Origin of the sequence: Coleofasciculus sp. FACHB-712, assembly GCF_014695635.1 — a bacterium.
Lineage (GTDB): Bacteria > Cyanobacteriota > Cyanobacteriia > Cyanobacteriales > FACHB-T130 > FACHB-T130.
The window spans coordinates 1-4,697 of sequence record NZ_JACJOQ010000174.1 but is presented as its reverse complement, the minus strand read 5'-3'; the positions used below and the strand labels follow the sequence as shown (position 1 = coordinate 4,697).

At 50.0% G+C, this 4,697-nt stretch carries 5 protein-coding genes; 2 read left to right on the top strand and 3 right to left on the bottom strand.

Annotated elements, in window-relative coordinates:
- Nucleotides 1-399 (bottom strand): PHP domain-containing protein (locus tag H6F50_RS04665; protein ID WP_190426841.1); only part of this gene is annotated, 399 nt, incomplete at its 3' end.
- A gap of 96 nt (nt 400-495) precedes the next feature.
- Here H6F50_RS04665 and H6F50_RS04660 point away from each other — a divergent pair.
- Nucleotides 496-1,224, top strand: a complete 729-nt coding sequence (locus H6F50_RS04660) for an ATP-binding cassette domain-containing protein (RefSeq protein WP_190426839.1) — start codon at nt 496-498, stop codon at nt 1,222-1,224.
- Nucleotides 1,225-1,292: 68 nt separating this feature from the next.
- On the opposite strand, the gene H6F50_RS04655 is transcribed toward H6F50_RS04660, so the two are convergent.
- Together H6F50_RS04655 and H6F50_RS04650 are read right to left on the bottom strand one after the other, a co-directional pair.
- Nucleotides 1,293-2,489: a HetZ-related protein gene (locus H6F50_RS04655; RefSeq protein WP_190426837.1), complete on the bottom strand. Its 1,197-nt coding sequence runs from the start codon at nt 2,487-2,489 to the stop codon at nt 1,293-1,295.
- 480 nt (nt 2,490-2,969) lie between these two features.
- Nucleotides 2,970-3,623 carry an L-threonylcarbamoyladenylate synthase gene (locus H6F50_RS04650; protein WP_190414847.1) on the bottom strand — a complete coding sequence of 218 codons (654 nt, stop codon included), beginning with the start codon at nt 3,621-3,623 and terminating at the stop codon, nt 2,970-2,972.
- Between the two features lie 70 nt (nt 3,624-3,693).
- On the opposite strand from H6F50_RS04650, the gene larC reads away from it, so the two are divergent.
- The coding region (gene larC, locus H6F50_RS04645; protein WP_190426836.1) for a nickel pincer cofactor biosynthesis protein LarC at nt 3,694-4,697 on the top strand (1,004 nt) is incomplete at its 3' end.

The following is a 4,697-nucleotide window of genomic DNA, read 5'->3' as shown; positions in this document are numbered from 1 at the left end:
ATATTGCTTCATCGCAGAGTGTTCTGGATCGAAAGCATAGCAAAGGATGTGGACTTCTGTGTTCAGCAGGCTAGAGGTGATTTCGGTGCCGATCCACAAGTGGGGTAAGTGGGCGGAATCAGGATTCGTGTAGGTGTTTTGCAGCCAGTATTGAGCCTCTTTGAAACCGCCAATCGTATGGTGATCGGTGATCGCCAGCCCTTTAAGACCTATCGCGATCGCCTGTTCCATCAACGCACTCGGTGACAAACGACCATCCGAGTAGACGGTGTGCATATGAAAGTTATAGGAGTGCGGACAACTATCAGCCTGAATCGTCTCAAAGACTTGCCTGAGTGCTGTTGTATTCTGGGCTGGTGGCTGGGGTGAAGCAGAAGATTGAGCAAGATTGATCGCCATAACCGCCGAGTAGCTGTGCGCGTTCGTTGACAATTGTTAACATATACCCTAACAAAACTAAAGAGGAATTGCGTTGGGACATTCGATGTGTATTCCATGCTGAAAGTCGCCTTTGGCAAAAATTTTCTGCCTAAGTCGGCGACCATTGGCGGGCAGTTTCATTTAAATATTCAGTTTGAAGTTTCTAGCGGCTTAACCGTTCTATTTGGGCCATCTGGCTGTGGCAAGAGTTCGACATTACAAGCGATCGCAGGGTTGTTGCGTCCGGACTGGGGCCGGATTGAAGTGGCGGGAACAATCTTCCTGGATACTAAAGAGCGTCTGAACTTGCCAGCGCACCGGCGAAATGTCGGTTATGTCTTCCAAAACTGCGCCTTATTTGGGCATTTGAACGTAGCGGAAAATATTGGCTTTGCTCTCAACCGCTGGCAACGGCACCGGCGGCAGCAGCGCGTTCGCGAATTGGTAAATTTGTTAGAACTTGAGGATCTAGTACATCAACCCGTGCAGAAGATTTCTGGTGGACAAGCCCAACGAGTAGCGATCGCGCGGGCTTTAGCTCCCTACCCCAAAATTCTGCTTCTTGATGAACCTTTCAGCGCCCTCGATGATGATTTGAGAGCAACCCTCCGAACCGAGTTGAAAACCATTCAACGTCAATTTAACTTGCCGGTTGTCCTGGTGACTCATTCACGAGCCGATGCCCTGGAACTCGCCGATTGTTTAGTAATCTTGGCAGCAGGACAAGTTGTTGCAGTCGGTCAGGCGGAGCATTTGCTCGATTCCCGTTCCTATTCTATTCCGGGGAAATTCCAGTGGGGTTAGAGGAAAGTGATGAGTGATGAGTGTTGAATTAAGAGAATTATCTTAACTCAACACTCGAAACTCATTAGTCATAAATCTCCTTGGTTGCGGATTTTCCAAGCCATTTCCAGCACTTGAGTCCAGCGCTTTTGTAACTGTTTGGGCGTGCATCCGAGTGTTTGAGCAATCTCCCGCTCGTTGACTTGAGCTTGTTTTAACTGCAATAGCTGCTGCTGTTCCAGAGAAAGTTGATTCCAAAACGCTTCCCACTGCTGAGAAGAGAGTCCCAGCTTTTGGTCGAGATCGGCTCCCAACCATTGATGTACCAGCTTCCAGTTATTTTGACGAGAGAATTTTTCCACATGGTACTTAAAGCGCTGTTGTAAGTAATCGCGCTGACGTGCGGTTAAACCCAGGATTTCGTCAATCTCTGGTGCGGAGAGGTCTTGCAGCTTTAAAACCAGATAATTGACACAGTCCTCTTGACCTTGGGCTTGCAGGTATTCCATCAATTCAGCGACGACGCGATCGCGCAATACCGCTTCCGCCGGGTCAATCGTATCGGCAACCAATTGCGATCGCAGCTGGTGCATCGCCGCTGACCGACTTTGCGTGTCCGCATCTTCACCTCTGGGAAACTCAATCGCCTTCTCAATATCCATGCTCGTCTCAGCAGGCTGGCGGCGAGCAAACCCCTGTGCCCTCAACACAATCAGCTGCTGGCTGGTGCCATTCGGTAAATTGATGCGACGCTTGGCATACTGTTCGCTGAATGCCATATACTCCGCCAGTTCCAGTTGAGTGCGGGGAGTGTAGTCTATTGTCAGCTCATTTTCCCGCCGGAAAGCTTTGATTGACTCGGCGTAAAACTCTTGCAAGAAGTCCTCAATCAGGTTGTAGCGGGCTTGAAAACCTAACTGAGAGTTGGGCGACACTACATAGCGATAAACCATCGCGCTGAGGTTGCTGTGCAGTTCAACCCGACCCCGCTTAGAACCCAGCCGGTAGTATGACAGACACTTTTGCAACCGATGCCGTCCCAGATTTAACTGCCAAGAGCGAACCTCGCCAGAAGTCTGGATGCGCGGACTCTTGCTGCAAATCCGCTGTACCTCTAGAGCGATCCGGTTAGCGATCGCCTGAACGTGCAATGACGTCGTTTTGATTTCAGTCCGCAATTCCTCTAACAACAGGCCGGTCATCGTTTCCACGTCGATTCCCAACAGTTGCTCGGTCGAGTGGCATAGATTTTCAGAAGATTGGCTGAGAGAATTAATAGTTGTCATGGTGAAAGCCCCTGGTAGCGACAGTATTCAAAGTCAACAAGAGCCACTGAGAACGGTTCAAAAGTTTTGTCTCCCTTCAGGCAGCGCCTGCGATTGACCGTCTCAACTCTCTATATATAGACTGTAGGGGCTGATTGTTAGACACCGGACAGCGGGTGTGTTACTACTCTCAGCTCACTATGGGTCATCTCTACGCTCTCTCCCCATTCCATCTGACCTAAAAGAAGCACTAACCCTTGCTGTATCTGGGCTTGCGCCCCTCAAACTATCGACGCACAAGTGTTGTCGCAAAGCGGTAGGAGCTGGTGTTGAGTGGACAATCCAGGAAGTGGATTGCTGGTAGGGTTATCGTCCGAATTCCCTAGTGCCGAGGCTGTAGTTAATTGTCTTTAGTTCGCAAAGGGATTTTAGATTAGCGATTGGGGATTTTGGATGTAAAAGCTTTAACTCAATCTTTAATCTTTAATCTTTCATCTAAAATCAACTGACCGATGTCGCCCAAGCCGTTGCAGCCTCCCATCCCAGACCGCGCCGGACGATGACAGGTTCCTCATCTGTCAAATCTAAAATTGTGGAAACCCCATCTCCTGGTTCCGAGCCAATGTCCACAATCAGATCGACTAGCTTGTCTAGCTGGTCAAACAATTTTGCCTTCTCCAACCCTAGGGTTGGGGCGTTGCCATTCTCATCCACGAGGTGAGCTGAGGTGGAAATAATCGGATTGCCTAATGCCTGCAACAGCGACTGGCACACTGTATGCTCCGGAACCCGAATACCCGTCGTTTTGCGCTTAGGACTCATCACCAGTTTCGGCACTAATTTGGTGGCGGGTAGCAGAAACGTGTAAGTCCCAGGAATTAAATTCCTCATAATCCGATAAGCGACATCACTGACGATGGCATATTGGGCAATGTTGGACAGAGACGGACACAGGAACGTCAGGGGCTTATCATTAGATAGCTGCTTAAGGAGCCTCACACGCTCCACCGCTGACTTGACATTTAGGTCACAGCCAATCGCGTAGACAGTATCAGTGGGATATAGCATCACAGCGCCTGCTCTTAGGGCACCTACTATTTGTTCTATTCCACGAGTTTGCGGTGTATCAGGATGGATATTGTAGATTGTCGCCATAATGCAGAATCCAGAACTGAGACTACAGAATTCAGAATCCAGAATTTTTCCTGACTCCTGATTACTCCTTATGAACAAGCTAGCGTATCTAGAATGTCCAACAGGAATTGCCGGTGATATGTGCCTGGGGGCACTTGTAGATGCGGGAGTTCCCCTAGATTATTTGATAGAAAAGCTCAAGAGGCTGGGAATTTCCCAAGAATACCAGTTACGAGCCGAACACGTTCACCGGAACGGTCAGCAAGCTACTAAATTTCACGTAGATTTGAGCGATCGCGATCGCAGCGATTCAAATCACCACCCCGAACATCACCGGCAAAATGGTGGGCATCAGCATCAGCATCAGCATCCCGATGGCGATGGCGATCTCGATGGGGTTCATTCTCATTCCCCGACGCGGCATTTACCAGAAATTGTCCAGTTGATTGCAGAAGCGGAGTTTCCGTTACGAGTACAAGCGTCCAGTTTGGCAGTGTTTCAACGGCTGGCAGACGCAGAAGGAGCGGTTCACGGCATTCCCCCAGAGGAAGTTCATTTTCATGAAGTCGGGGCGACTGATGCCATTGTAGATATTGTCGGCACTTGTCTGGGCTTGGATTGGTTGGGGATTGACGAACTATACTGTTCGGCACTCCCCACTGGTGGCGGGATGGTTAGAGCAGCTCACGGTCAGCTAGCGGTGCCGGTACCGGCTGTATTAAAGCTGTGGGAATCTCGCCAGGTGCCAGTTTATAGTAATGGCATCGATCGGGAACTGGTGACACCGACTGGAGCAGCGATCGCGTGTACGCTTGCCACCGGCTTTGGTTCTCCACCCCCCATGACGATCCAGCGGGTTGGAAATGGTGCCGGTTCCCGTCAGTTACCGATTCCCAATATTCTGCGCCTCTGGATTGGTGAGGGTGTGGAGACGCGATTTGCTTCTCAACAAGAGTCGGGATTCCTTCAGCCTTCCGAAAGCCCCTCTTTAGAAATAATTTCGGTGCTGGAAACCCAAATCGATGACTTGAGTCCCCAAGCCATCGGCTATGTGTTTGAGGCACTGTTTAACGCCGGTGCGGTGGATGTCTTCAC